The sequence below is a fragment of the Streptomyces sp. NPDC002835 genome (assembly GCF_053591995.1).
In genome coordinates this window covers 25,731-51,305 of record NZ_JBSFUW010000036.1, presented here as the reverse complement: position 1 = coordinate 51,305, position 25,575 = coordinate 25,731, and the positions used below count along the sequence as shown (strand labels likewise).

At 72.7% G+C, this 25,575-nt stretch carries 27 protein-coding genes and 1 pseudogene; 17 read left to right on the top strand and 11 right to left on the bottom strand.

Annotated elements, in window-relative coordinates; genetic code table 11:
* Positions 1 to 57: 57 nt before the first annotated feature.
* From ACWD01_RS29665 to ACWD01_RS29650, 4 genes are all read right to left on the bottom strand, one after another.
* The gene (locus ACWD01_RS29665) at positions 58 to 522 is read right to left on the bottom strand and encodes a nuclear transport factor 2 family protein (protein ID WP_451165999.1); all 465 of its coding nucleotides are present in this window, start codon (positions 520 to 522) and stop codon (positions 58 to 60) included.
* A gap of 133 nt (positions 523 to 655) precedes the next feature.
* A complete protein-coding gene (locus ACWD01_RS29660; protein ID WP_451165997.1) occupies positions 656 to 1,819 on the bottom strand; it encodes a methyltransferase in 1,164 nt (387 codons plus the stop codon).
* A gap of 22 nt (positions 1,820 to 1,841) precedes the next feature.
* Positions 1,842 to 2,021, bottom strand: coding sequence for a hypothetical protein (locus tag ACWD01_RS29655; RefSeq protein ID WP_356896909.1), 180 nt, complete (start codon positions 2,019 to 2,021; stop codon positions 1,842 to 1,844).
* Positions 2,022 to 2,302: 281 nt separating this feature from the next.
* Complete coding sequence (locus ACWD01_RS29650; RefSeq protein WP_451165995.1) at positions 2,303 to 3,208, bottom strand: NADP-dependent oxidoreductase; 906 nt, start codon at positions 3,206 to 3,208, stop codon at positions 2,303 to 2,305.
* Positions 3,209 to 3,435: 227 nt separating this feature from the next.
* Here ACWD01_RS29650 and ACWD01_RS29645 point away from each other — a divergent pair, with 227 nt between their 5' ends.
* The 3 genes from ACWD01_RS29645 to ACWD01_RS29635 all read left to right on the top strand — a co-directional run bounded on the left by ACWD01_RS29645 (position 3,436) and on the right by ACWD01_RS29635 (position 7,349).
* Positions 3,436 to 4,401 (top strand): helix-turn-helix transcriptional regulator, encoded by a 966-nt coding sequence (locus tag ACWD01_RS29645; protein WP_451165993.1) that lies wholly within the window; start codon positions 3,436 to 3,438, stop codon positions 4,399 to 4,401.
* Positions 4,402 to 4,554: 153 nt separating this feature from the next.
* Positions 4,555 to 6,441: an AMP-dependent synthetase/ligase gene (locus ACWD01_RS29640; protein WP_451165991.1), complete on the top strand. Its 1,887-nt coding sequence runs from the start codon at positions 4,555 to 4,557 to the stop codon at positions 6,439 to 6,441.
* A gap of 212 nt (positions 6,442 to 6,653) precedes the next feature.
* Entirely contained in the window at positions 6,654 to 7,349 is a 696-nt protein-coding gene (locus ACWD01_RS29635; RefSeq protein WP_451165989.1) for an ester cyclase, read from the top strand.
* 137 nt (positions 7,350 to 7,486) lie between these two features.
* On the opposite strand, the gene ACWD01_RS29630 is transcribed toward ACWD01_RS29635, so the two are convergent.
* On the bottom strand, positions 7,487 to 8,359 hold the full coding sequence (locus ACWD01_RS29630) for an undecaprenyl-diphosphate phosphatase (RefSeq protein WP_451165988.1): 873 nt from the start codon (positions 8,357 to 8,359) through the stop codon (positions 7,487 to 7,489).
* Between the two features lie 180 nt (positions 8,360 to 8,539).
* The gene (locus tag ACWD01_RS29625) at positions 8,540 to 9,325 is read right to left on the bottom strand and encodes a TVP38/TMEM64 family protein (RefSeq protein WP_451165986.1); all 786 of its coding nucleotides are present in this window, start codon (positions 9,323 to 9,325) and stop codon (positions 8,540 to 8,542) included.
* Positions 9,326 to 9,374: 49 nt separating this feature from the next.
* Here ACWD01_RS29625 and ACWD01_RS29620 point away from each other — a divergent pair, with 49 nt between their 5' ends.
* The 4 genes from ACWD01_RS29620 (at position 9,375) to ACWD01_RS29605 (ending at position 12,504) form a co-directional block, all read left to right on the top strand.
* A complete protein-coding gene (locus tag ACWD01_RS29620) occupies positions 9,375 to 10,085 on the top strand; it encodes a DNA alkylation repair protein (RefSeq protein ID WP_451165984.1) in 711 nt (236 codons plus the stop codon).
* Between the two features lie 77 nt (positions 10,086 to 10,162).
* Complete coding sequence (locus ACWD01_RS29615; protein WP_451165982.1) at positions 10,163 to 10,336, top strand: hypothetical protein; 174 nt, start codon at positions 10,163 to 10,165, stop codon at positions 10,334 to 10,336.
* 94 nt (positions 10,337 to 10,430) lie between these two features.
* Positions 10,431 to 11,600: an elongation factor Tu gene (gene tuf, locus ACWD01_RS29610; protein ID WP_451165980.1), complete on the top strand. Its 1,170-nt coding sequence runs from the start codon at positions 10,431 to 10,433 to the stop codon at positions 11,598 to 11,600.
* Between the two features lie 58 nt (positions 11,601 to 11,658).
* Entirely contained in the window at positions 11,659 to 12,504 is an 846-nt protein-coding gene (locus ACWD01_RS29605) for a spermidine synthase (RefSeq protein ID WP_451165978.1), read from the top strand.
* Positions 12,505 to 12,738: 234 nt separating this feature from the next.
* On the opposite strand, the gene ACWD01_RS29600 is transcribed toward ACWD01_RS29605, so the two are convergent.
* On the bottom strand, positions 12,739 to 13,761 hold the full coding sequence (locus ACWD01_RS29600) for a hypothetical protein (RefSeq protein ID WP_451165977.1): 1,023 nt from the start codon (positions 13,759 to 13,761) through the stop codon (positions 12,739 to 12,741).
* A 140-nt stretch (positions 13,762 to 13,901) separates the two neighbouring features.
* Here ACWD01_RS29600 and ACWD01_RS29595 point away from each other — a divergent pair, with 140 nt between their 5' ends.
* The gene (locus ACWD01_RS29595; protein ID WP_356896889.1) at positions 13,902 to 14,354 is read left to right on the top strand and encodes a DUF4442 domain-containing protein; all 453 of its coding nucleotides are present in this window, start codon (positions 13,902 to 13,904) and stop codon (positions 14,352 to 14,354) included.
* Positions 14,355 to 14,433: 79 nt separating this feature from the next.
* On the opposite strand, the gene ACWD01_RS29590 is transcribed toward ACWD01_RS29595, so the two are convergent.
* On the bottom strand, positions 14,434 to 14,964 hold the full coding sequence (locus tag ACWD01_RS29590; RefSeq protein WP_451165975.1) for a gamma carbonic anhydrase family protein: 531 nt from the start codon (positions 14,962 to 14,964) through the stop codon (positions 14,434 to 14,436).
* Between the two features lie 192 nt (positions 14,965 to 15,156).
* Here ACWD01_RS29590 and ACWD01_RS29585 point away from each other — a divergent pair.
* Together ACWD01_RS29585 and ACWD01_RS29580 are read left to right on the top strand one after the other, a co-directional pair.
* Positions 15,157 to 15,339: pseudogene (locus ACWD01_RS29585) on the top strand (cytochrome P450); the annotation flags it as partial.
* Positions 15,340 to 15,476: 137 nt separating this feature from the next.
* Positions 15,477 to 16,259, top strand: coding sequence for an acyltransferase (locus tag ACWD01_RS29580; protein ID WP_451165973.1), 783 nt, complete (start codon positions 15,477 to 15,479; stop codon positions 16,257 to 16,259).
* Here ACWD01_RS29580 and ACWD01_RS29575 read toward each other — a convergent pair whose 3' ends face one another.
* Positions 16,260 to 17,126 carry an EamA family transporter gene (locus ACWD01_RS29575; RefSeq protein ID WP_451165971.1) on the bottom strand — a complete coding sequence of 289 codons (867 nt, stop codon included), beginning with the start codon at positions 17,124 to 17,126 and terminating at the stop codon, positions 16,260 to 16,262.
* Between the two features lie 112 nt (positions 17,127 to 17,238).
* Between ACWD01_RS29575 and ACWD01_RS29570 the strand changes: the two genes are divergently transcribed.
* Both ACWD01_RS29570 and ACWD01_RS29565 read left to right on the top strand, forming a co-directional pair.
* A complete protein-coding gene (locus ACWD01_RS29570; protein ID WP_451165969.1) occupies positions 17,239 to 17,811 on the top strand; it encodes a helix-turn-helix domain-containing protein in 573 nt (190 codons plus the stop codon).
* Between the two features lie 124 nt (positions 17,812 to 17,935).
* Complete coding sequence (locus ACWD01_RS29565; RefSeq protein ID WP_451165968.1) at positions 17,936 to 18,490, top strand: YbaK/EbsC family protein; 555 nt, start codon at positions 17,936 to 17,938, stop codon at positions 18,488 to 18,490.
* A gap of 70 nt (positions 18,491 to 18,560) precedes the next feature.
* Here ACWD01_RS29565 and ACWD01_RS29560 read toward each other — a convergent pair whose 3' ends face one another.
* Positions 18,561 to 18,968, bottom strand: a complete 408-nt coding sequence (locus ACWD01_RS29560) for a CoA-binding protein (RefSeq protein WP_356896879.1) — start codon at positions 18,966 to 18,968, stop codon at positions 18,561 to 18,563.
* A 76-nt stretch (positions 18,969 to 19,044) separates the two neighbouring features.
* On the opposite strand from ACWD01_RS29560, the gene ACWD01_RS29555 reads away from it, so the two are divergent.
* Genes ACWD01_RS29555 through ACWD01_RS29545 form a run of 3 tightly spaced genes read left to right on the top strand, consistent with a single transcriptional unit; the run spans position 19,045 to position 24,026 of the window.
* Entirely contained in the window at positions 19,045 to 19,671 is a 627-nt protein-coding gene (locus ACWD01_RS29555) for a YigZ family protein (RefSeq protein ID WP_451165966.1), read from the top strand.
* Between the two features lie 42 nt (positions 19,672 to 19,713).
* Positions 19,714 to 20,880: an exonuclease SbcCD subunit D gene (locus tag ACWD01_RS29550; protein WP_451165964.1), complete on the top strand. Its 1,167-nt coding sequence runs from the start codon at positions 19,714 to 19,716 to the stop codon at positions 20,878 to 20,880.
* On the top strand, positions 20,877 to 24,026 hold the full coding sequence (locus ACWD01_RS29545) for an AAA family ATPase (RefSeq protein WP_451165962.1): 3,150 nt from the start codon (positions 20,877 to 20,879) through the stop codon (positions 24,024 to 24,026). The genes ACWD01_RS29550 and ACWD01_RS29545 overlap by 4 nt, the downstream gene beginning before the upstream one ends.
* Here ACWD01_RS29545 and ACWD01_RS29540 read toward each other — a convergent pair.
* Entirely contained in the window at positions 24,016 to 24,462 is a 447-nt protein-coding gene (locus tag ACWD01_RS29540; protein ID WP_451165960.1) for an Lrp/AsnC family transcriptional regulator, read from the bottom strand. The genes ACWD01_RS29545 and ACWD01_RS29540 overlap by 11 nt on opposite strands.
* Before the next feature lie 94 nt (positions 24,463 to 24,556).
* Between ACWD01_RS29540 and ACWD01_RS29535 the strand changes: the two genes are divergently transcribed.
* Together ACWD01_RS29535 and ACWD01_RS29530 are read left to right on the top strand one after the other, a co-directional pair.
* Positions 24,557 to 25,057 carry a rhodanese-like domain-containing protein gene (locus ACWD01_RS29535; RefSeq protein ID WP_451165959.1) on the top strand — a complete coding sequence of 167 codons (501 nt, stop codon included), beginning with the start codon at positions 24,557 to 24,559 and terminating at the stop codon, positions 25,055 to 25,057.
* Between the two features lie 340 nt (positions 25,058 to 25,397).
* The gene (locus ACWD01_RS29530; RefSeq protein ID WP_451165957.1) at positions 25,398 to 25,553 is read left to right on the top strand and encodes a hypothetical protein; all 156 of its coding nucleotides are present in this window, start codon (positions 25,398 to 25,400) and stop codon (positions 25,551 to 25,553) included.
* Positions 25,554 to 25,575: the final 22 nt, after the last annotated feature.

Sequence of the window (25,575 nt, the reverse complement as noted above, 5' to 3'; positions counted from 1 at the left end):
CCGTTCACCCAAGTGTGCGCGAAGATCGGCCCCGGCGGACAGTGCGCCTCCCGCGCCTCAGCCGCCTTCCGGGGCGCCTCCCGTCCCGGTACGCCGCCACTTCTCCTCGGTCACCACGGAGCGCAGCAGCCAGCCGTCCGCGGCCCGCGCCATGCCGAAGTGGTAGCGGCCGCCGGAGACGAAGTCCTCGCCCGACCCGGTCCGCATGGGATTGAGGTAGTCCGCCCGCACCTCGGCCCGCTCGCCCGGATACCCGTCCCGGTCGTCGATGGCCACCCGCCGGTTGACGATCAGGTGCTGGCGTACGGGGAAGTGCCGCATCGTCCGGGCGAGCCACTGGGCGACCTCGTCGGCCGGCCCCTCGATGCCCCCGGACGCGCGGTAGTCGGCCCGGCCGTCCGCCGTGAACAGTGCCCGGTAGGCGTCCCAGTCGCCGTCGTCGACGGCTGCGGCGTAGCCGGTGACCACGTCGTCGAGGGCGAGTCTGTCCATCACGGTCGCGAGATCCACGCGCTGTGTCATCGGGTCAGTGTCGGTGAGGCGGCCCGCCGGGCCAAGAGCCGTGCGGGACTGTGTCGGCCGGCCGGCGGCAACCCGCCGGAAAACCGCACCCGCCCGCGCCGGTGGCGCGGCGCTCCGGGGCGTACACCGGGCCTCAGCGCCGTACGGCCTTCAGGACCACGAACTTCGGGTCGCTCGCGACCACTTCGCAGTTGCCGAACAGCCGCTTCAGCCGCACGTGGTAACCGAGGTGGCGGTTGCCGACGACCCACAGCTCGCCGCCGGGAGACAGCGCACGGCGCGCGTCGGCGAACATCCGCCGGGCCGCCGTGTCCGTCGTCGCCCGGTGCGAGTGGAACGGCGGATTGTTCAGTACGAGGTCCACCGTTCCGTCGGGCAGAGCCGTGAGGCCGTCCCCGACTGGGAACTCGGCCGTGCCCGACGGCACGTTCTCCGCGAAGGTCGCCTCCGCCGAGGCCACCGCCGAGAAGGACTCGTCGGTGAACGTCACGGCCGCGGCCGGGTTCGCCAGCGCCACCGCCGTACCGACCACGCCGTTGCCGCAGCCCAGGTCCACGACGCGCTCGGCGCCCCGGCTCGGCGGCAGGTGGCGCAGGAAGAAGCGGGTGCCGATGTCGAGGCGCTCCGCGCAGAAGATGCCGGCGTGATTGGTCACCGTGCGGCCCGCGAGGACGCCGGTGTCGGACGGCAGGGCGTACCGCCGCGGCCAGGGGCTCGGGGTGCGGGGGAGGGCCGGGTCCGGCGTGCAGAAGATCAGCCGGGCCTTCTTCACCGCGAGGGACGTGCGGGTCGGCCCGATGATGCGCTCGAACAGCTTGAGCGTGGACGTGTGGATCTCCGTGACCATGCCCGCGCCGATGACGACGGTGTCCGCGTGCACGGCGGGCGCCAGGCGGTGCAGCTGGTCCTCCAGCAGCGCGAGGCTCTTCGGCACCCGGACCAGCAGCACGTCCACGCGCTCCGGCGGCTCCTGCCGGGCGGTGAGCAGCCGCACGGCGCCGGCGTCCACGTCGTTGCGGGCCAGATTGGCGCGGGTCGCCTGCTGTCCGAGGAACGAGTCGGAGATCTGGGTGACCGGCCCGCCCGTGTGCGCCGCGAGCGAGGTGACCAGCGCCCCCCACCGGTCGCCCACGACGGCCACCGTGCCCGACAGGTCGGTGGGCGGGGCGTCGTCGATGCCGTGCAGCTGCCGCAGCAGATACTCGTCGGCGGCGTCCCAGGCGCGAAGCGTGTCGCGCGGGTCCTCGGGGAAACGGGCGAGCTCGTGGGCGCCCCATGACGTGGTCAGACGGTTCATCGTGCGCCCAGGCTAACCGCTGCTAGGCGGCGGGCCGTACGTCCTCGTGCGCCGCGGCAGCCCACTCCACCACCAGTGCCTCGTACTCCGGGCGCCGGTCCTCGGGCAGTGCGCCGTCGGCCCACAGCTCTCGGATCCGGGTGTTCAGCTCGGACGCGGACATCAAGGTTTCGGGTTTGGACTCGCGGGGAAAGGGGGACATGCTTCCAAGGTTACGGCCTGGCATCGGCCCACGTCTGCACCGGCGACCGGCCGCCCAGCCGCCCGACGCGCCGGAGCGCGGACCGACGACCCCCACTCCCACCAGCGCGAACAGCGGGATTTCGGGCAGGATCCGGGCGGTTGACGACGGCCTGAAGCTCCTCCTGGGGCTTTTCGTAGTGATGCATTTCATGAACCACTCCACAGGTCGAAGAGGGCCCGGGCGGCCCGGACATCGGGGCGGACATTCTGGCGGCTTCAGGGGCTTCAGAGGCTTCGGCTTCAGAGGCTGAGGACCAGCTTTCCGCGCACCCGGCCCGCCCGGCTCAGCTGCTGTGCCTCGGCGGCCCTCGCCAGCGGGAGGACCGACTGGACCTCGACGTGCACGGCGCCGGAGTCGATGAGCCTGCCGATCCTGCGCAGCGCCGCACCGTCGGGAGCGACGACGATGCGGTGGGCCGTGACGCCGGGGACGCGGTGCGCCTCGTCCACCGGCTCCGGCAGCGTGATGAGCGTGCCGCCGGGCCGCAGGAGCCGCCACGAGGCGTGCTGCACCGGGCCGCCGACGGTGTCCAGGACGACGTCGAACGGTTCCCCGGCCGCCAGGTCCGCCGTCGCGCGGTCCACCGGCTCGTCGACACCCAGCCTGCGCAGGAACTCCAGATTGCGCGCCGAGGCGGTGGCCGTGACGTGTGCCCCGAGGTGCCGGGCGAGCTGCACGGCGAAGTGCCCCACCCCGCCCGCACCGGCGTGCACCAGAACGCGCATGCCGACCGTCACTTTCGCCGTCTCCAGCGCCTGCCAGGCGGTCAGGGCGGCCAGGGGCACGGCGGCGGCCGCCGCGTAGGAGAGGCTGGCCGGCTTGGGCGCCACAGCGGAGGCCGGCAGGACGCACAGCTCCTGGTAGGCGCCCCCGTACGGCAGCGGGAGCATGCCGTAGACGGCCTCACCGACCGCCGGGCCGCCCGGCACGGTGCCCCGCACCACGCCCGCGACGTCCCAGCCCATCCCCAGCGGAAAGGGCCGGTCGTTGCGTACCTCTCCTTCGCGGTGCTTCCAGTCGACCGGATTCACTCCCGCCGCCTTGACCTCCACCAGCACGTCTCCGTCCGCCGGAGCCGGTCCGGGCCGTTCCGTGAGTTCCAGCACGTTCTCGTCGCCGTACTGGGAGAAGACCACCGCGCGCATTTTCCCGCCGCCCTTGTCGTGTCACACGTCCGTGCACCGCCCGGCTCCTTCCGGACGCCGGGCGGCGGGGTGCGGATCCGCACCCGGGTCCACAGTCGCGGCGCGGTGGGCGCGGAGCCATTACTCCGCGAGTACCAGGCCGGCAGGGATGCGGGGACCGCACAGGCCGCAGGGGGGTACTGACAGGGACAGGCTGCCGGGCGCCGCCGCGGCCCATACTGGCGCTCATGAACCAAGCCAGCGAGCTCGGCGCCTTCCTCAAGGCACGTCGTTCCCGGGTGGCCCCCGGAGCGGCCGGTCTCCCCGTCGTCGGCCGGCGCCGGGTCGCGGGGCTGCGCCGGGAAGAGGTGGCCGACCTCGCGGGCGTCAGCGTCGTCTACTACACGCGGCTGGAGCAGGGCCGGGCCCGCAACCCGTCCGACGCCGTGCTGGATGCCCTGGCACGCGTGCTGCGGCTCGATCCGACCGAACGGACACACCTGTACGACCTCGCGCGCCGGGCGGTCCGCAGGGCGGCTCCGTTCCAGGCCGGTCCCGTCCAAGGCACCGCCGAGGACGGGGACTCCGGGGACGCCGGGGCCGTGCCGGGCATGGTCGTACGGGAGGACCTGCACCGTCTTCTCGCCGCCGTGGGGGCCGTCCCCGCGTACCTTCTGGGGCCTGCGATGGACGTCCTCGCCACCAACGCCCTGGCCCGTGCCCTCCTCGGTGGCCTCGGTGGCCCCGGCGGGGCATCGCCCGCGCCCTCGAACCTCGCGCATCACGTCTTCCTCGACGCCTCCGCCCGCGACCTGTATCCGCGGTGGGACGACGTGGCGCGGCAGACCGTGGGCTTTCTGCGCTTCTCGGCCGGCCGTCGCCCCGGTGACCCGCGACTGGGCCGGGTCGTCACGGAACTGAGCCGCAGCAGTCCGCAGTTCCGGGCACTGTGGGCGGCGCAGGAGGTGGGGGAGAAGTCGTACGGCACCAAGAGCTTCCGGCATCCGCTGGTCGGCGGTTTCGACCTGGCGTACGAGACCCTGTCGCTGCCCGGGGACGAGGGCCGGTCCCTGGTCGTCTTCACCGCGCCGGACCCGCGTGCGGACAGCGCGTTGCGGCTGCTCGGGAGTTGGACGGCGCCGCCCGCCGTCCCTCCGTCGGCCACCGGCCCGGCGTCCCCCGCGTCCCGGCCCGGTCACGTGCCGGGTTCCTGAAGGCGTCGTCAGCGGTTTCGGTGTCGCCGGCGGTCTCCCTGAGGGTCCTGGCCCTTACGCGGCGGGGGACCTGCCCTCTAGTCTCACTCCTACTTTCGAGTTACTCGTCAGTTAACAAGTCGTCGATGGGCGCACCAGGGCCCGGAGGTCAATGTGAGTTCCGCGCAGTCCCTTCTTGAAAGTCGTCCGGTTTCCGTGGCGCACCTGTTTCTCTCCAGAGTCGGGGCCACACCCGGCGGCGAGGCCTACCGCTACCCCGTGCCGGCCGGTGACGGTGCGTCCGGCGCCGAAGAGTGGCGCTCACTGACCTGGGCGCAGACCGCCGAGCGTGTCAGGGCGATCGCGGCCGGGCTGCTCGCCCTCGGGATGCGGCGCGAGGAGCGCGTGGCGATCTCCTCCTCCACCCGGGTCGAGTGGATCCTGGCCGACCTGGGCGTGATGTGCGCAGGGGCCGCCGCGACCGCCGTCTACCCCAGCACCAACGCCGACGAGACGGTGCACATCCTCTCCGACTCCGGCAGCCGGGCGATCTTCGTCGAGGACGCCGCACAGCTCGCCAAGGTGGTCGCCCACACGGACCGGCTGCCCGAACTCGGCCACGCGGTCGTCTTCGACCCCGGAGCGGACATCCCGCCGGTCGAGGGGCTCGAGGTACTGTCCCTCGCCGAGCTGGAGAAGCGCGGGACCGCGTACCTGGAAGAGCACCCGGACGCGATCGAGCAGGCGGTGCGGGCCATCGAGCCGGAGCACCTCGCCACCCTCATCTACACGTCCGGCACGACCGGCCCGCCCAAGGGCGTGCGCCTCGTGCACGACTGCTGGTCGTACCAGGGCGTCGCACAGGAGGTCAGCGGACTGCTGCGCCCCGACGATGTGCAGTTCCTGTGGCTGCCCCTGTCCCACGTCTTCGGCAAGGCCCTGATCTCCGGCCAGATCAGGACCGGCCATGTGATGGCCGTGGACGGGCGCGTCGACCGCATCGTCACCAACCTGCCCGCGGTCCGGCCCACCGTGATGGCGTCCGCGCCGCGGATCTTCGAGAAGGTCTACAACGGCATCGCCGGCAGAGCGAGAGCCGAGGGCGGCGCCAAGTACAAGATCTTCCTCTGGGCGGCGAAGGTCGCCCGCGACTACGCCAGGATCGGCCAGGAGAGCACCGTGGCGACCGGGAAACGCCGGGTGCCCCTGCCGCTCGCCGTTCAGCACGCCGTCGCCGACCGGCTGGTGTACGGCAAGATCCGTGCGGCCTTCGGCGGCAATCTGCGCGGCAGCGTCTCCGGCAGCGCCGCCCTCGCTCCGGACATCGGCTACTTCTTCTCCGGCGCCGGTGTGCACGTCTTCGAGGGCTACGGCCTGACGGAGACCAGCGCGGCCTGCACCGTCAATCCCGCCGAAGGCCACCGGATCGGCACGGTGGGCACGCCACTGCCCGGCACCGAGATCCGCATCGCCCAGGACGGCGAGGTCCTCTTGAGAGGCCCCGGCGTCATGCGCGGCTACCACAACCTTCCGGAGAAGACCGCCGAGGTCCTGGAGAGCGACGGCTGGTTCCGCACCGGCGACATCGGCGAGGTCGACAAGGACGGCTTCCTCCGGATCACCGACCGCAAGAAGGACGTGTTCAAGACCTCGGGCGGCAAGTACGTGGCGCCCACCGAGATCGAGGGCCGCTTCAAGGCGGTCTGCCCGTTCGTCAGCAACATCCTGGTCATCGGCGACGGCCGCAACTTCTGCACCGCCCTGATCGCCCTCGACGAGACCGTGATCATGCCCTGGGCGGCATCCCACGACCTCGGCGGCCGCAGCTACGCCGACGTCGTCTCCTCACCCCAGGTCCACGAGCTGATCGACGGCTTCGTCCAGCGCGTCAACGGCGACCTGCAGCGCTGGCAGACCATCAAGAAGTTCTCGGTGCTCCCGCGCGACCTCGACGTCGAACACGGCGAACTCACCCCGAGCCTCAAGGTCAAACGCCCCGTCGTGGAGCGCACGAACGCACAGGCCATCGAGGCGATGTACGAGGGATCCCGCGAAGCCTGACCTCCGGGTGCCCGGTGCGTACGACGGCCGGACCGGGCACTGGGCTCTCGTGGTGACGTCGACATCAGGACGCGGCTCGGCAGCGCTCCATGGACGGGGAGTGTCTTCGAAGCGGCACGGGCGTGGACGGCGGCTGTCGACCGACCTGGCAGGCGTTGGGGGCCGGGCATAGCCTGAAGATGTCTCGAGCTCTCCAAACGCTGGGAGAAGTCATGACATTCATGCAGGTCATCGACTGCAGGACGAGCAGGGCCGATGAGTTGAACAGGTTGATGGACACCTGGATCGAGTCGACGCAGGGCAAGCGGACAGCCACCCACTCGATCGTGGGGCGTGACCGTGCGGACTCGACTCATGTGGTCGAAATCGTGGAGTTCCCTTCCTACGAGGAGGCGATGAAGAACTCGCAGCTGCCGGAGACCGACCGGATCTTCCGGGAGATGGTGGCTCTGTGTGAGGGCGAGCCGTCCTTCACGGACCTCGACGTCATGCGGGACGAGCAGCTGAACAAGATTGTGGTCCGCAGCTTCTTCGAGAACGTGATCAACGCGAGGAACGTCGACGCCGCGGACGAAATGTGCACGGATGACTACCGGGAGCACGACCCGGCCCTGTCCTCGTACGATCTGGGGCTCGCGCAGGCCAAGGCCGAGAACAAGGAAACCATCGAGGCGTTCGAACCGGTGATCACCATCGAGAGCCTGGTGGCCGAGGGCGACACGGTGTGCGTACGGGCGACCTACACGGGACGTCACGTGGGTACGTACCAGGGCATGGAGGCCACCGGCCGGGAGATCTCGGGAACCGGCCACGCAACCTTCCGGTGCGAAGGCGGCAAGATCGCCGAGAGCTGGTGGAACCTCGACGACCTCGGCCTGCTGCAGCAGCTCGGTGCGATCGACGTCTGATCCACACCGGGATCCGCCTGGGTCCGCAGCACCGCCGGCCCTCTTCGCACCGAGAGCATCATGGCGCGAGAAGGGCGGCGGCGCGTCCGGCGGTCCGCGCTCGGCAGAGGTGCACCGAGACGGCATGCGCCGGCGGATCAGCCGGCCGACTCGCCCGCGTGCGGGCTCAGGACGCCCATGCCGATCAGGATGAAGAGCACGATGCCGAGGATGATCCGGTAGATCACGAACGGCATGAAGCTTCTCGTGGTGATGAACTTCATGAACCAGGCGATCACCGCGTAGCCCACGCCGAAGGCGACGAAGGTCGCGAAGATCGTCGGGCCCCACGACACGTGGCCCTCGCCGGCCTCCTTCAGTTCGAACAGGCCGGAGGCGAGCACGGCAGGGATCGCCAGGAGGAACGAGTAACGGGCCGCCGCCTCGCGGGTGTAGCCCATCAGCAGACCGCCGCTGATGGTCGCGCCGGAGCGGGACACTCCGGGGATCAGGGCCATCGCCTGGCAGACGCCGTAGATGAGGCCGTCCCGCACGCTCAGGTCCTTCAGCGTCTTGCGCTCCTTGACCACCCGGTGGCGGCCGCCCACCTCGTCCCGGGCGGCGAGCCGGTCCGCGATGCCCAGGACGATGCCCATGCCGATCAGGGTCGTGGCGATGAGCCGCAGATCACGGAACGGGCCCTCGATCTGGTCCTTGAGCGTGAGGCCCAGGACACCGATCGGCACCGAACCGATGATCACCAGCCAGCCCATCCTGGCGTCGGGGTCGCCGCGCATCGCCTTGTCGGTGAGCGAGCGGAACCAGGCCGACAGAATCCTGCCGATGTCCTTGCGGAAGTAGATGAGGACGGCCGTCTCCGTGCCGATCTGGGTGATCGCGGTGAACGCGGCGCCTGGGTCGTGCCAGCCGGCGAACGCGGCGGTGAGCCGCAGATGCGCGCTCGAGGAGATGGGGAGGAACTCCGTCAGCCCCTGGACGAGCCCGAGGATCAATGATTCGAACCAAGACATGAAAGCTATGCCACCCAAGGCTGGTCACGGTCTGTCAGGAGCACAAAGGCACGTGACCCACGAGTGACGACTCGCGTACGTCAGCGGGCCCGCGCCGGGTGGCAGCGTAGCGCCCTTGAGTGAAGCGCTTGCGTCAGGCCCTGCGCGGCGGGCCCGCCGGGCGGTGGTGGGCGGGCCCGGTCAGACGGCGGGGCCGTGGGCCGCGACCGGCTCGAGGGGGCCCCGGTCCGGGGCCGGGGCGGGGGACTCCCGCACGGGGTGGTGCCCGGCGCCGCGCATCCGGTGGCGCTTGGCCCAGGCGACCGTCGCGGCCGCCAGCCCCGTCACCACGATGAACCCCATCGCGATCAGGAACGCCGGCGACGTCGGCGACCCGGCCCGGCTGCCCGCGACCACGTACGCCGCCGTGTTCGGGATCGAGCCGAGGCCGGTGGCCAGGAGAAACGGCAGGCAGCCCATGCGGGAGACGGCCGCGCAGTAGTTGGCGGCGGCGAACGGTATGCCCGGGAACAGCCGTATCGCCAGCATGGAACGGAAACCGTGCCGGCTGAGCTGACCGTCGGCGGCCTCCAGCCACCGTCCCCGCAGCAGCGGGCGCAGCGCGTCCTGCCCGAGCACCCGGCCCAGGGTGAAGGCGATCCCGGCCCCCAGCACCGTGCCGGCGAGCGCCGCCACCAGCCCGGCCTGCGAGCCGAACAGCGCGCCCGCCGCCAGATTGAGGATCGGCCGCGGCACGAACGCGGCCGTGCACACCCCGTACCCCACGCCGTACAGCACCACGGCCGCCGGACCGCTCAACTGCGGCCAGCCCGCGGAGAGCAGTCTCTGCGGCTCGAAGAGCACGACCGTCACCGCGGCGGAGGCGAGCAGCACCGCGAGAAGGGACAGCCGGGACCAGGGCGAGAACAGGACCCTGGAGCAGCGGACGGCGAGGGCGGACGCCGGCCGGGGGACGAGGTCGAGCATCCGGGGAGACTAGCCGACACCGGTATGTGATCGCCGTAATGTGTGCCGTATGACGCACGCCGTACCGGACGCCGTACCGCGCAGCGATCTCGCCGACACCGTCATTGAACGGCTCGTCGCCGCGTATCCGGCCGCGGCGGACGAGGCCAGGGCCGCGCGGGCCGCCGCGTACATGAAGGGCGTCGCCCCGTTCCTCGGCATCCCCACGCCGGCACGCCGGGCCCTGTCCCGCACCGTCCTTGCCGGCACGCTCCGGCCCGACGAGGCGGACTGCACGGCCGTCGCGCTGCGCTGCTGGGCGCTGCCCGAGCGCGAGTACCACTACTTCGCCGCCGACTATCTGCGGCGCCACGTCGGCCGCTGCTCCTCCGGCTTTCTGCCCGTGGCGCATCGGCTGATCACCACCGTGCCGTGGTGGGACACCGTCGACATGCTCGCCGTGCACGTCGTCGGACCACTGGTGGCCGCCGATCCGGCGCTCGGACGCGTCATGGACGCATGGATCGACGACGGCGACACATGGGTCACCCGCACGGCGCTCCTGCACCAACTGCGCTACCGGGAGGCGACGGACAGCGCACGACTGTTCCGCTACTGCCTCCGCCGGGCAGACCACCCGGACTTCTTCATCCGCAAGGCCATCGGCTGGGCGCTGCGGGAGTACGCCAGGACGGACCCGGACGCGGTACGGGACTTCGTCGACGGCGCGCGGGAGCGGCTGTCGCCGCTCTCCGTGCGGGAGGCGCTCAAACATCTGTGACGGGGTATGCCCCGGACAACTGCCCGTCGCCCGAAAACCGTTCGACGCCGTACGGGGGCAGGGGCGATCATCGACGCATGTTCCGGTACGCCTTCTTCGCAGCGCCGTCCGCAGTCGCGGACGCGCCGAAGGCTGCCGCGTTTCCCGCGACCGAGGTTGTCGCAGTCGCCGTCGCCAAGGCCGTCGTCGCCAAGGCCGCCGTCAGTGCGGCCGGCGCCGCCGCGGCGCCCTTCGACGGCGCCCGAAGCTGACCCTTCCCGGATTGTCCGCGGACCCCGCAGGGGGAGGGTCGGCGGGCCCAGGGGTCCCGACACACTTCGAGTTCCGGGAAGGAACGACCTCGTCATGCCCAAGACGGCATACGTGCGGACCAAGCCGCACCTCAACATCGGCACCATGGGTCACGTCGACCACGGCAAGACCACCCTGACCGCCGCCATCACCAAGGTCCTCAGCGAGCGCGGGACCGGCGTCTTCGTGCCGTTCGACCGCATCGACCGGGCGCCGGAGGAGGCCAGTCGCGGCATCACCATCAACATCGCGCACGTCGAGTACGAGACCGACACCCGCCACTACGCCCACGTGGACATGCCGGGTCACGCCGACTACGTCAAGAACATGGTCACCGGCGCCGCGCAGCTCGACGGGGCGATCCTCGTCGTGTCCGCGCTCGACGGCGTCATGCCGCAGACCGCGGAGCACGTACTGCTCGCCCGCCAGGTCGGCGTCGACCACGTCGTCGTCGCCCTCAACAAGGCCGACGCGGGCGACGAAGAGCTGACCGACCTCGTGGAGCTCGAGGTCCGCGACCTCCTGACGGCGCACGGTTACGGCGGCGACGCCGTGCCCGTGGTGCGCGTCTCCGGGCTGCGGGCGCTCGAGGGCGACCCGCGCTGGACCGCCGCGATCGAGGCGCTGCTCGACGCCGTCGACACGTACGTGCCGATGCCGGTCAGGTACACCGACGCGCCGTTCCTGCTCCCGGTGGAGAACGTCCTCACCATCACCGGGCGCGGCACCGTCGTCACCGGAGCCGTCGAGCGGGGCACCGTGCGCGTCGGTGACCGGGTCCAGGTGCTCGGGGCGGACACCGAGACGGTGGTGACCGGTCTGGAGACCTTCGGCAGGCCGATGGAGTCCGCGGAGGCGGGGGACAACGTGGCGATGCTGCTGCGCGGCGTCCACCGCGACCAGGTCCGGCGCGGCCATGTGGTCGCCGCGCCCGGCAGCGTCGTGCCGAGCCGGCGCTTCACGGCGCGGGTCCATGTGCTCTCCGCCCGCGAGGGCGGCCGGGCCACACCGGTGTCCACCGGCTACCGGCCGCAGTTCCACATCCGCACCGCGGACGTCGTCGGCGACATCGACCTCGGGGAGGCGGGGGTGGCGCGGCCCGGCGACACGGTCTCCCTGACCGTCGAGCTCGGCCGGGACGTGCCCCTGGAGCCGGGGCTCGGCTTCGCGATCCGCGAGGGCGGCCGGACGGTGGGCGCGGGGACGGTGACGGCCGTGCTGTGACATCTGTGGACTGAGGGCTGCGGGGCTGAGGGGGCGCGGGGGGCGGGACAATGGGGCGGTGAACGAGCCCCTCCCCGTCCTGCGCGCCGTCGACGGCGGCACCGCCAAGCTCATGCCCGACGTGGACCGTGAGCGCGCCTGGCTGCTGACCGTCGACGGCGCTCCGCAGTCGTACGTCGACCTCGACGATCCGACGCACCTCGAATTCGAGTACGTGCGGCGGCTCGGCCATGTCGTCGACTGCGCCGCCGAGGAGGGAGCGCCGCTGTCCGTGCTCCACCTCGGGGGCGGCGCGCTCACCCTGCCCCGCTATGTCGCCGCGACGCGGCCCGGGTCGCGGCAGGACGTCGTCGAGGCCGACGCCGGGCTGGCCGCGCTCGTTGCGGAGCACCTGCCGCTGCCGGACGGCTCCGGCGTCACCGTGCACCGTGCCGACGCCCGGACGATGGTCGAGGCCGCGGCCCCGGACTCCGCGGACCTGATCGTCGCCGACGTCTTCGGCGGCTCACGCGTGCCCGCCCACCTCACCACGGTCGCGTACGCGCGGGCCGCCGAGCGGGTGCTGCGGCCGGACGGCCTCTACGCGGCGAACCTCGCGGACGGCGCGCCGTTCGCCTTCCTCCGCTCGCAACTGGCGACGTTCGCGGAGGTGTTCGCGGAACTGGCGCTGATCGCGGAACCGTCGGTGCTGCGGGGCCGCCGCTTCGGCAACGCGGTCCTGCTCGCGTCGCAGGCCCCGCTCGACACGACAGCGCTCGCGCGGCGGGCGGCGTCGGACGCGTTTCCGGCGCGGGTGGAGCGGGGGCGGGCGGTGGCGCGGCTCCGGGGCGACGCGGCGCCGGTCGACGACGCGGGGGCGACGGCGTCGCCGGAGCCGCCGGAGGGGGCGTTTACGGTGGGGTGACGGGGGCCTTGTCCCCTACCCGCCCCTTCCCGCTGTACCGATTTGCGGCTCCGCCGCGGGGGGCAAGCCCCGGACCCCGGACCGCCCTCCGGGCGGTGGGCCGGGCTTCGCCGGGCCCCGTACCGCGCTTCGCGCGGTGGCCTCAATCGCCGGCCGGGCTGGAGTTGCCCGGCCGGCGATTGAGGCGCGGGGTTCGGGGCAGCGCCCCGACGTGATCGGCACCGCCCCGTCGGGTCAGCCCGCGGAGCCCGCCAGGCGGACCGTGCTGAGGATCTTCTGGATCGTCTCGTCCGGCACCTCGTCCGGCACGCCCGTGTTGGAGTACAGCACCCAGCTTGCGAAGTCCCCCTTCGCGTTCTTGAAGCTGAACGCGACCGACTTACCGTCGGTCTCGCACTTGTTCTCCTTCTTGACGCCCTTCGCCGTGGCCGTGGCCAGGCTGCCCTTGAGGCCGGACTTCGTCGTGTAGTCCTTCGCCTCGGTGACCTTGACCGTGCCCTTCGGCTCGGTCTGGGCGTAGGCGGCCCAGGCCCAGTTGCCGGCCTCGTTGTAGGCGGCCTCCGCCGTGTTCTTGGCGCCCTTGCCGCCCTTGGTGCCGGTGCTGGCGAGGCCGTAGTCCTCTTCGCTGCCGTCCTTGTCGGCGTCGATGACGCACCACTTGCTCTTCAGGTGTGCCGGGGCGGACATGATGACGGCGGGAGACCCGTCGCCCTTCTTCTCGTCCTCGAAACCGGTGGCTGTTCCCGAGCTCAGGACCTCCCACTCCGCGGGGACGTCGAACTGCGTCCCGTGCTTGGGGTTGGTCACGACCTTCCAGCCGGCGACGGTCGGCTTGGACTCGCCGCCGCGCGGATTGTCCGTCGGCGCCGGAGCCGGGTCCTCCGCGGGCTCCGACTTCTCCGGCTCGGCCGGCTTCGAGGCCGCGGCGTCGCCGCCCTTGCCGGACGGCTTGTCGTCCTCGGGGAGCACGATGAAGCCGGTCACGGCCGCGGTCACGACCACGGCGGTGGCGGCGACGATCGCGACGATCGTCGTCTTCTTCTTCTCGTCCCCGGGCGGCTGCGGCGCCCCGGGCATTTGGCCGGGCACGGCGTACTGCGGCGCGGTCGGCTGCTGGTACGGGTTGGGCTGCTGGTACCCCTGCTGCTGGTATCCCGGCTGCTGATACGGATTCGGCTGCTGGTACCCCGGCTGCTGGTACGGGTTCTGGTCCTGCGGGTTCTGCTCGCCCCCGGGCGGCTGCTGTCCTGGCCACATGGCGAGTAACGATAGAGGTGCGGGTCCGGCACTGCTACGCCCGGCCCCCACCGGGCCGCTCGAAGGCCGCGGCGAAGGCCGTCGCCGAAGGGGTGGCCAAGGGATGGCCAAGCACTCCTACTCGTGGGTAACATCGCGCCATGAGCGCAGAGCAGATGTCCATCGGCGAGTTGCTTACCGCCACCGTTCCCATGGTCAGGACCCTCAAGCTGGAGTACCTGGAGACCACGCCCGAGCGGGCGGTGCTCCGGCTGCCCGACGACCCCGAGTACCACAACCACGTCGGCGGGCCCCACGCCGGAGCGATGTTCACGCTGGCCGAGTCCGCGAGCGGGGCCGTCGTCCTCGCCGCCTTCGGTGACCAGCTCGGCCGCGCCGTACCGCTGCCGGTCAAGGCGGAGACGAGCTACAAGAAGCTCGCCAAGGGAGTTCTCACCGCGACCGCGACGCTCGGCCGCCCCGTCGCGGACGTCGTGAAGGAACTGGACGCGGGCGAGCGCCCCGAGTTCCCCGTGACGGTCGCCATCCAGCGCGCCGACGGCGCCGTGACCGGCGAGATGCACATCGTCTGGACCCTGCGCCCCAACAGCTGAGCGGCGGCCGCAGAACCGAGCTGCCCCGGCACCTTCGAGGCGCCGGGGCGGCCGTTCGCGCACCGTGGCGTAGCCGGGCTCAGCCCTTGTGCGCGTCGCGGTGCTGCGCCGCCAGGTCCAGATAGACCGCCGCGTTGAGCTTGATGCCCTCCTGCTCCTCCTGCGTCAGCGCGCGCCGCACCTTTGCCGGCACGCCCGCGACCAGGGAGCCCGGCGGCACCTGCATGCCCTGCGGCACGAGCGCCTGCGCCGCGATCAGCGAGCCCGCGCCGATGTGCGCGCCGTTGAGGACGGTGGCGCCCATGCCGACGAGGACGTCGTCGTCGACGGTGCAGCCGTGGAGGATCGCGTTGTGGCCGACCGAGACGCGTTCGCCGACGGTCACGGGGAACCCCGGGTCGCTGTGGACCGTGCAGTTGTCCTGGATGTTGCTGCCGGCGCCGATCGCGATCGGCCCGCAGTCGGCGCGCAGCACCGTGTGGTACCAGACGCTCACGCCCGCGCCGAGCGTGACCTCGCCCATCACCACCGACGTCGGCGCGGTGAACGCCTCAGGGTCGACCTCGGGTTCCCTGCCGCCGACACCCGCAACCAAAGCCCGCTCCGTCATGCCCGCTCCCTGTCGAATTCACCGGTCCGTCGCGCCTGCCTGCACCGTATGCCCCCGCGCGGGGCGGTGACCGCCGGGGTGGCCCGGTGCGCGCCGCGGACGCGCCGCCCTGCGCCCCCTCGGCGTCTCTTCCTCCCCGGCGGTCCGTCAATAGCCTTGTGCACACCGCCCGTTGCTGAACGAGGGAGCTCCATGGCCATCGCACAGCACATCCCGGACATCCTGTCGCCCGAGTTCGCCGCCGACCCGTACCCCGCCTACCGGCTGATGCGTGAGCACGCCCCGCTGATGCGGCACGAGCCCACCGGCAGTTATCTGCTCTCCCGTTACGAGGACGTGGAGCGCGCCTTCAAGGGGGAGGAGGGGCTGTTCACCCGGGGGCCGACGTACCTGCCCGTGCGCTTCACCCCGGTCGGCGGCTGAGCGGTCCGGCTCCCGTACGGCCGCGGCTGGGGTGAAGGTCACAGCACGTCAGCGCCGTTGTGCTGGGCGCGGCCGACTACCGTGGGCGGGTGCCGAAGAGCAGGAACACCCCGTCGTCCGCGGCCGCGTGGCGCCGCCGGTTCCTCACGCGTGCCGTGCACCGCGGGTGGCAGTGGGTGCAGGACACGGGGGCCGTCACCGCCGAGCGCCCCGGGCGGCTGCGGTTCCGGCGGATCGGCAGCGGCACGCGACTGGCCTTCCCGCAGGGCACCGTCTTCGGCGAACCGTGGATCGAGCTCGGCGCCCACTGCATCATCGCCGAGCAGGTGACCCTCACCGCCGGCATGATGCCGGGCCTGGACCTCGGCTCCGACACCGTGCTGAGCCTCGGCGACGGTGTGGTCCTTGGGCGCGGCAGCCACGTCATCGCCGACACCCGCGTGTCCATCGGCTCCGACACGTACTGCGGCCCGTACGTCTACATCACCTCCACGAACCACAGTTACGACGATCCGCACGAACCCGTCGGCAAGCAGTGGCCGCGCACGGACCCGGTGGAGATCGGGCCCGGCTGCTGGCTGGGGACCGGCGCGGTGATCCTCCCGGGCGCCCGGCTGGGCCGCAACGTCGTGGTGGCGGCGGGCGCGGTCGTACGGGGAGAGGTGCCCGACCACGCGGTGGTGGCCGGCGCGCCCGCCCGGGTCGTACGGCGGTGGGACGAGAAGGACGGCTGGCAGCCGCCGCTGCGTACGCCCGCGCCGGTGCCGATCCCCGAAGGCGTCACTCCCGGACAGCTGCGCGCGCTCAAGGAGCTGGACGCGGAGCTGTCCGGGTCGGCCGACGACGCCAGGGCCGGCGTCGAGGAGCGCTGATCAGCCGGTCGCCAGCAGGGCCGTGCCCACCAGGGCCAGTCCGGCGCCCGCCGCCTGCACGCTGCGCAGTCGCTCCTTGAGGACGACGAGCGCCGCGAGGACGGTCACGACCGGGTAGAGGTTCGCCAGTACCGCGGCCACCGTGATCGGCCCGAGCTGCGCGGCGACCGAGTACGTGCCGTTCGCGGCGACGTCGGCGAGGCCGACGAAGGCGAGCGCCGGCAGCGAACACAGCACGGCGCGCGCGCCGCCGTCCTCGGGCAGCGCGCGGCCGCCGCGCCTCACCGACACGTACAGGGCGGCCCCGCCGACGGTCACGTTGGTGACGCGCTGGACGAACAGGGCGAGGAACAGCCCGGTGAGCGTGGTCGACGCCTCGGCGATCAGGGCCAGTACGGCGCCGAACCCGAACGCCGCGACCAGCGTCATCAGCACCGCCTGCCGCTGCACCGGCGCGCCCCGCAGCTCTGGGCCGCCCGCCAGGACGATGCCCGCCACGGCCACCGCGATGCCCGCGAACTGGACCATGCCGGGCCGCTCGCCCAGCAGTAGCCCGACGCCGACGGGCACGGCGACGCCCAGCGACGCGAGCGGCGACACGACGCCCATGGGGCCGAGGGCGAGCGCCTTGTAGAAGCAGAGCATCGCCACCGGTCCGACCGCTCCGGCCGCCACCGCGTACCAGAGCCGCGGTCCGGTCTCGGAGAAGCCGCCGGTCGCCACGACGATCACGCCGAGCACCACTACGGCGACGGTCTGGGAGGCGACGACCACAGTGAGCGCGGGCGTACGTCGCGTGAGCAGCCCGCCGCCGAAGTCGGCCAGGCCCCAGAGCAGGCTGGTGGCCAGGGCGAGGAGTGCGGTCATGCGGGGGCCTCGCAGTACAGTGTGGTGGACGATTCGGTGCACCACACCATAGTGCAGTTTATTGGACTCCGTCATCCAGAATATTGGACGGCGCCGGAATCTTGGACGGAATGTGTCGGACCTCGACCAGCTCACCCGGTCGCTCGCCCGGAACCTCAAGCACTGGCGCGGCGAACGCGGCTTCACCCTGGACGCCCTCGCCGCCCGCTCCGGCGTCAGCCGCGGCATGATCATCCAGATCGAGCAGGCGCGCACCAATCCGAGCGTGGGCACCACGGTGAAGCTCGCCGACGCCCTCGGCGTGAGCATCACCACGCTCCTCGACTACGAACAGGGCCCGCAGGTCCGGCTCGTCCCGCCGGAGCAGGCCGTCCGGATGTGGTCCACCTCCACCGGCAGCTCCACCACCCTCCTCGTCGGCAACGAGCGCGGCGGCCCGCTGGAGCTGTGGTCCTGGCGGCTGATGCCGGGCGACGAAAGTGCCTCCGACCCCCACCCGGACGGCACGACGGAGCTGCTGCACGTCACCGCCGGGGAGCTGACCCTCGTCGTCGACGGCCAGGCCCACCCCGTACCGGCCGGCACCTCCGCCACCTTCGAGGCGAACGCCCCGCACGCCTACCGCAACGACGGCGACGAGATCGTGGAAGTGATGATGGCGGTCTCCGTCCCGCCCGTCCGCTGAGACGCACCACCACTGAGGCGCCCGTCCGCAGAGACACATGACCGCCGAGACGCCCCTCCGCGGAGACACATGGCCGCTGAGACGCCCGACCGCCGCCGTGCGCTGCGGTGTTAGCGTGCGGCACATGCGCGCACCCATCGGGAACTTCGACGACGCCACCCCCGCACCCGACTGCCTCGAGCAGCTCGTCGCGCCCGTCGCCGCGGCCGTCCGCGCCTGGCACGGCGACGTCCCCGCCGATCAGCTCCTGCACGTCGACACCGACCCGGAGATCGCCGACACCGCCGTCTTCGTGGAGCACTACGGCCGCGAACTGCTCGAACAGTCCGCGAACTGCGTCATCGTGGCCGGCCGGCGCGGCGGGGAGACCACGCTCGCCGCATGTCTCGTCCTGTCCCACACCCGCGTCGACGTCAACGGCGCCGTGCGCAGGCAACTCGGCGCACGCAAGGCGTCGTTCGCCTCGATGGAGACCGCGACGGGTGAGAGCGGCATGGAGTACGGCGGCATCACGCCCATCGGCCTGCCCGCCGACTGGCCGCTGCTGGTCGACCCGGCCGTCGTCGACACCGAATGGGTGCTCGTCGGCAGCGGCCGGCGACGCGGCAAGCTGATCGTGCCGGGCAAGGCGTTCGCCGCCCTGCCCGGCGCGGTGGTGGTCGAGGGCCTCGGCGTCTGAGGCCGCCCGACCGCCCAGGGCGCGGCACCGCCGTGGAGCCGCCGCCCGTCGCGAAGGGCCTGCCCCAGCGTCAGCCCAGCCGCGGGATCTCGATCGCCGGGCACCGGTCCATCACCATGTCCAGACCCGCCGCCCGGGTGCGTTCGTACGCCGCCTCGTCGACCACGCCGAGCTGGAACCACACCGCCTTCGCGCCGACGGCCACGGCCTCGTCGGCCACCTGCCCGGCCAGCTCCGAGTTCACGAAGACGTCCACGACGTCCACCTCGAAGGGAATGTCGGCGAGGCTCGCGTACCCCTGCTCGCCGTGGACCGTCTCGGCCTTCGGATGGACCGGCACGACGCGCTTGCCGTAGCGCTGGAGCACCTCGGCGACGCCGTACGCCGCCCGCGCCCGGTTGTGGGACAGGCCGACGACCGCCCAGGTGTCACCGGTGGTCGTCAGAATCCTGCGGATCGTCTCTGCGTCTGCGTACATGCCAGGACAACGGGCCGAGGACCCGGAGGATTCCCCCGTGGAGTGTCCCGCTCCGGGCGGCGCATAGGGTGGCCGGATGCAGGAGCAGTACCGGACGGTCGCCGGCGAGGGCGTCCACGAGACCGAGATCAACCGATCGCGCTTCATCTGCGCGCTCGCCCCCGCCGCCACCGAGGAGGAGGCGCAGGCGTTCGTCGCCCGCATCCGCAAGGAGCACCCGGCCGCCACTCACAACTGCTTCGCGTACGTCGTCGGCGCCGACGCCGCCGTCCAGAAGGCGAGTGACGACGGGGAACCCGGCGGCACCGCCGGAGTGCCCATGCTGCAGATGCTGATGCGGCGCGAGATCCGGTACACCGTCGCCGTCGTCACCCGGTACTACGGCGGCGTCAAGCTCGGCGCCGGCGGGCTGATCAGGGCGTACGGGGGAGCGGTCGGCGAGGCGCTGGACGCGGTCGGCACCCTCACCCGCAGACGGTTCCGGCTCGCCACCGTCACCGTCGACCACCAGCGGGCCGGCAAGCTGGAGAACGATCTGCGGGCGACGGGCCGTCAGGTGCGCGAGGTCGCGTACGCGGACGCCGTACGGATCGGGATCGGGCTGCCGGACGCCGACGTCGACGCCTTCCGGGCCTGGCTGGCCGACGCCACCGCGGGCACGGCGGGGCTGGAACTGGGCGGCGAGGCGTACGGGGATGCGTGAAGCCGCCCGCATTGTCCGACCCCACCGATACGCTCACCGATCATGAGACTCCTGCACACGTCGGACTGGCACCTGGGGCGGTCGTTCCACCGGGTGAGCATGCTCGACGCCCAAGCCGCGTTCCTCGACCACCTGGTGGCGACGGTGCGCGAACGGGACGTGGACGCGGTGCTCGTCGCGGGAGACGTGTACGACCGGGCCGTGCCGCCGCTCGCCGCCGTCGCGCTGTTCGACGAGGCCCTGCACCGGCTCGCCGACGCAGGCGTGCCGACGGTGATGATCTCCGGCAACCACGACTCTGCGCGCCGGCTCGGCGTCGGCGCGGGCCTCATCGACCGGGCCGGCATCCACCTGCGCACCGACCCGGCCGGCTGCGGCACCCCCGTACTGCTCGCCGACGAACACGGCCCGGTCGCCTGCTACGGGCTGCCGTATCTCGAACCGGCCCTGGTCAGAGCGGAGTTCCAGGCGGAGCAGACGGCCCACGAGACGGTCCTCGCCGCGGCGATGGAGCGCGTACGGGCCGACCTCGCCGCACGTGAGCCCGGCACCCGGTCCGTCGTGCTCGCCCACGCCTTCGTCGTCGGCGGCGAGCCGAGCGACAGCGAAAGGGACATCACCGTCGGCGGTGTCGCCGCCGTGCCGTCCGGCGTCTTCCACGGCGTGGACTACGCGGCCCTCGGGCACCTGCACGGCTGCCAGACCATCACTGACCGGGTCAGATACTCGGGCTCCCCGCTGGCCTACTCGTTCTCCGAGACCGACCACCGCAAGACCATGTGGATCGTCGACCTCGACGCGGCCGGAGCCGTCACCGCCGAGCGGATCGACTGCCCGGTGCCACGCCCCCTCGCCCGGCTGCGCGGCACGCTGGAGGACCTGCTCGAGGACCCGGCGCTCGACCGTCACGAGCAGTCGTTCGTGGAGGCCACCCTCACCGACGCCGTGCGGCCGGCCGACCCGATGGCCCGGCTGTCCGCGCGCTTCCCGCACACCCTGCACCTCGTCTTCGACCCGGAACGGGCGGAGCAGGACACCACCGCCTCGTACGCACAGCGGCTGCGCGGGCGCACCGACCAGCAGATCGCCGAGGACTTCGTCGCCCACGTCCGCGGCGGCAACGGCCCCGACGACGGCGAGCGCGCCGTGCTGCGCGCCGCCTTCGAGGACGTACGCGTCGACGCCGGTGTGCGCGAGGTGGCCCGGTGAGACTGCACACGTTGACCGTCACCGCGTTCGGCCCGTTCGGCACCACCCAGGAAGTGGACTTCGACGCCCTCGCCAGCTCCGGCATCTTCCTGCTCCACGGGCCGACCGGCGCCGGTAAGACGTCCGTGCTCGACGCCGTCTGCTTCGCGCTGTACGGGGCGGTGCCCGGCGCGCGCCAGAGCCCCGGAGCGTCGCTGCGCAGCGACCACGCGCAGACCGGCACCCCCACCGAGGTCCGGCTCGAACTGGCCGTGGCGGGACGGCGGTTGGAGGTCACCCGCCGCCCGGAACAGCCCCGCCCCAAGAAGCGCGGCAAGGGCTTCGTCACCGAACGGGCACAGAGCACCCTGCGCGAGTACGACGCGGCGGCCGGCGACTGGCAGGCGCTCAGCAAGTCCCACCAGGAGATCGGCGAGGAGATCACCCAGCTCCTCGGGATGAGCCGCGAGCAGTTCTGCCAGGTCGTGCTGCTGCCCCAGGGCGACTTCGCGCGCTTCCTGCGGGCCGACGCGGAGGCCCGCGGCAGACTCCTTGGACGGCTCTTCGACACCCGCCGCTTCGCCGCAGTCGAGGACCGCCTCGCCGACCTGCGGCGCGCCGCCGAGCAGCAGGTGAAGACCGGGGACGAACGGCTGCTCGCCGTCGCCCACCGGATCGAGCAGGCCGCCGGCCCGGCGGCGGAGTGGCCGCGCCCCGAACAGCAGCCGGGAGACCCCGGACTCGCGGCCGCCGTCCTTGAATGGGCTGCGGTCGCCCGCACCGGAGCGCGCGAACGGCTCGGCATCGCCGAGCACCGGGCGGCCGCCGCGGAGAGCCGCCGCGCCACGGCACGGCGGGAGTTGGAGGAGGCACGGGAGCGGGACCGGCTCCAGCGGCGTCACGCGGACGCCCTCGTCCGCTCGGAGGCCCTGGAGGCGCGGCGGGCCGAGCAGGAGGCGCTGCGGACCCGGCTGGAACGGGCCCGTAAGGCCGCCCTCGTCGAACCGGCGCTGCGCGTGCGCGACGCCGCGGAGCGCGAGCACCGGGACGCGGCCGGGGAACGGGAACGGACCAGGGCGGGGCTCCCTCCGGAGCTCACCGATGCCGGAGCGGAGCAACTCACCGCGGCGGAACGGGCGCTGCGCGAGGAGTCCGGCGGCCTGGACGCCGCCCGCCGGGCCGAGACCCGCGCCGTCGGCATCACCCGCGAGCTCGCCGACCTGGACCGGCAGGCGCGGGCGGACGACGACATCCTCGAAGAGGCGACGGCCTGGCTGGCCCAGTGGGACGGCGTCCGGCGCGACCACCAGGAACGGATCACGGCCGCGCAGGAGGCCGCGACCCGCGCCGAACACCTCGCCGGCCGGCTCGAACCCGCCAGGGAGCGGCTGCGCGCCGCCCGCGAGCGCGACGAACTGGCCGCCCGCGCCGAGCGGGCGGCGCAGCGGCTGCGCACCCTGCACGAGCGGACCAACGAGGCCAAGGCGGCCTGGCTCGGCCTCAAGGAGCGCCGACTCCAGGGCATCGCCGCCGAGTTGGCCGCCGCGCTGGTCCCCGGCCGGGCCTGCGCGGTCTGCGGCTCCGAGGAACACCCGGCGCCCGCCCGCGCCGGCGCCGGTCATGTGGACCGCGCCGCGGAGGACGCCGCGTACGAGGAACACGCCCGCGCCGAACAGGCCAGGGCGGAGGCCGAGCGGGAGCTCGCCGTGCTCGACGAGTCCCGCGCGGCGGCGGCCGCGCGGGCCCGCGGAGCGGACCCGGCCACCGGGATCGCCGGCCCCGTCACCACCGCACACGCCGCCTCCGACGGGACCGTGCTTCGCGCGCAGAGCGCCGGCACCGCCACGGAACAGGCTGCCGGCGCCTTCCCCGGCCCCCGGACCGGGGCGGACCCCACCGTCGCCGGACTGCTCCAGGGCGTCGAGGACCTGGAGCGCGAGCACGCCGGCACCCGCGCCCTCGCGGCCGGCATCCACGGCGCCCGCGAGGCCCTGGCCCGCGCCGAGCGTGAGTACGAGGAGCGGATCGAGGCCCGGCAGGGGGCCGAGCGCCGCGGCGCCGCGCGCACCTCCCGGCGGGAGACGCTCGACCAGGAACTCGCCGCCCTCGAAGGCGACGTGAGCCGGGCCAGGGGCGGCGCCCGCAGCGTCGCCGAGCGCGCCGCGCTGCTCGAACGGCAGGTCGGCCTGCTGGCGGCCGCGGCGGACGCCGTACGCGCCGTCGACAGCACCGCCCTGCGGCTGAAGGAGGCCGACGACCGGCTCGCCGACGCCGCGTTCCGCGCCGGGTTCCCCACGCCCGAGGAGGCGGCCGCCGCGCTCCTGCCCGACACCGAACAGCGCGACCTCCAGCACCGCATCGACGCCTGGCAGGCGGAGGCGGCCGCCGTCGCCGACCGGCTCGCGGAGGACGACACCCGCGCCGCGGCCGGCCTTCCGCCCGCCGAACCGGAGACGGCCCGCGCCGTCCACGACGCAGCAGAGCGCGCCCTGCGCGACGCCGCGTCCGCGCTCGACGCGGCCCGCGCCCGCTGCGCCGAACTCGACCGGCTGTCCGGCCAGGCCGCACAGGAGACCCTCCGGCTCGGTCCGCTGCGTGAGGAGTACGAACGGTTCGCCGGACTCGCCGCCCTCACCGCCGGCACCTCCGCCGACAACGAACGAAAGATGCGGCTGGAGTCGTATGTGCTCGCGGCCCGGCTGGAACAGGTCGCGGCGGCCGCCACCGTACGGCTGCAGCGGATGTCCTCCGGCCGGTACACGCTCGTCCACTCCGACGCCCGCACCGGCGGCAAACGCGCCGGACTCGGGCTGCACGTCGTGGACGCCTGGACCGGCAGGGAACGCGACACGGCGACGCTGTCGGGCGGCGAGACGTTCTTCGCCTCGCTGGCCCTCGCGCTCGGACTCGCCGACGTGGTGACCGACGAGGCCGGCGGCGTACGGCTCGACACCCTCTTCATCGACGAGGGCTTCGGCAGCCTCGACGACCAGACCCTGGACGAGGTGCTCGACGTCCTCGACTCGCTGCGCGAACGGGACCGCAGCGTCGGCATCGTCAGCCACGTCGGCGATCTGCGCCGCCGCATCCCCGCGCAGTTGGAGGTCGTCAAGGACCGGGGCGGCTCCGCGGTGCGGCTGCGGGCGGGGGCGGGACTCAGCGACTGATCGGACGCTGCGGCAGGGGAGAGGAGTACACGACGCTCGTCGTCACGGAGCCGAGGGCGCCGATCCTGCCCGACACCTGCTCGAGGTGGCTCATCGAGCGGGTCGCCACCTTCAGTACGAAGCAGTCGTCGCCGGTGACATGGTGGGCCTCGAGTATCTCGGGCGTCGCGTCCAGCAGATCGTGGAACGGCTTGTAGTTGCCGTTCGGATAGCGCAGCCGTACGAACGCGAGGACCGGCAGCCCGAGCCGCTCCTGGTCCACGACGGCCGAGTACCCCTTGATGACGCCCGCCTCCTCCAGCCGCCGCACGCGCTCCGTGACGGCGCTCGCCGACATGGAGACGGCCTTGGCCAGCTCGGTGAAGCCGGCCCTGCCCCGGGTCTGCAGGACCTGGAGAATGCGCCAGTCGGTGGCGTCCGGTGAATAAGCGGTCATGCCCGACAGACAACAGGGGATTCCCCGGCAGATCAACCCATGTGCCGGGGACTCTCACTTCCGGGAGACGGTAACCGACCGTAGATTTCTGGACATGACCACGACGCAGAGTGACATCCCCGTGGCGCGGACCGCCAACCCCGTCCTGCGGGTTCCGCCCGCCACACCGGCCGCCGCGGCCGCCCACTTCGCCGCGAGCCTGGCCTTCCACGCCGACGTCTCCGACGTCGCCGCCGCGCTCGCCGCCGACGACGACCCCGGGTTCGTCGTCCTCGACTCCCGCTCCACCGAGTCCTGGGACCAGGGCCACGTCCCGGGCGCCGTGCACCTGCCGACCGCCCGCATCGCCGAACAGGCCGGGCAGCTCCTCGACCCGTCCGTACCGGTCGTCACCTACTGCTGGGGCCCCGGCTGCAACGGAGCGACCCGCGCCGCCCTCGCCCTCGCCCAACTGGGCTTCCAGGTCAAGGAGATGCTCGGCGGCTTCGAGTACTGGGCCCGGGAGGGCTTCGCGTACGACACCAGCCAGGGCCGCACCACCCGCGCCGCCGACCCGCTCACCGCACCGGCCGGCGCGGCGGCTTGCGGCTGCTGAGCGGGGCTGCGGGTCTCGCACTCGCGCCCACTCCCAGTATCGGCCGGGCGCTGGTTCTCAGGCCCTGGCAGGCTGTGCCCCTCCGTGAGAGGCACAGCCGCTCAGCGCGGCGACAGTCCACAGTTCAAGGCCGTCCTGGACGGCATCCGGGTCCCTCGCGTCGGGTCCGGTCGTCCTCCCGTCCGTCCGCTGCGGGTGCGTGGCGACTGGGCCTACTCGTCCCGCATGATCCGCTCGCCTCTGCGCCGGCGCGGGATCGGTGCGGTGTCCCGCAGCCCGCCGACCGCCGCCAATCGCAAACGCCCCGGCAGCCGCTGCGGCAGGCCACCTGCCTTCGACCGTGACGCCTACAACGGCCAGACAGCGCAACACGGACGAGCGCTGCGTCAAGAAGGTCAAGCAGTGGCGCGGCCTGGCCACCCGCTACGACAAGACCGCCACCATCCACCTCGCCGGACTCCACCTTGCCGCCATCTTCATCTGGTCAGCGAGATGATCCGAAAGAGGCGCCCAGCAGC